The 276-nt window shown below is 54.7% G+C and carries 1 protein-coding gene; it reads right to left on the bottom strand.

All coding sequences use genetic code 11. From position 1 onward, the window contains the following. Positions 1–276: restriction endonuclease (locus ACTFO6_RS18750; RefSeq protein ID WP_439935871.1), on the bottom strand; the 276-nt coding region annotated here is incomplete at both ends.

Genomic DNA, 276 nt, shown 5'->3' with positions numbered 1-276 from the left:
GATGAGGACAATCTTATCGTCGAGGCGAGAAACATAATCCTCTGCCTCCTTGGTAAATGTCGATGTGGTGATAAAAACGCCCTTGCGCGCGCGGTGTCCCTTGAGTGCGCCGACGAACTTTTGGATCTCGGGACGCCCGACAGCTCCGTCCCACCGTTTTGCCTGAATGTACACCACATCAAAGCCGAGGCGATCTTCTTTGATAATCCCGTCGATACCCTCGTCATGGCTGCCTCCAACGGCCTTTGCTGCGTCAGCAAAAGTTCCCCCGTAACC

Source organism: Pelomicrobium sp. G1 (assembly GCF_051905455.1).
In the GTDB taxonomy this organism is placed as follows: Bacteria; Pseudomonadota; Gammaproteobacteria; order Burkholderiales; family UBA6910; genus Pelomicrobium.
Note: the sequence above shows the minus strand (reverse complement) of the source record. Positions and strands in the feature narration are given on the sequence as shown.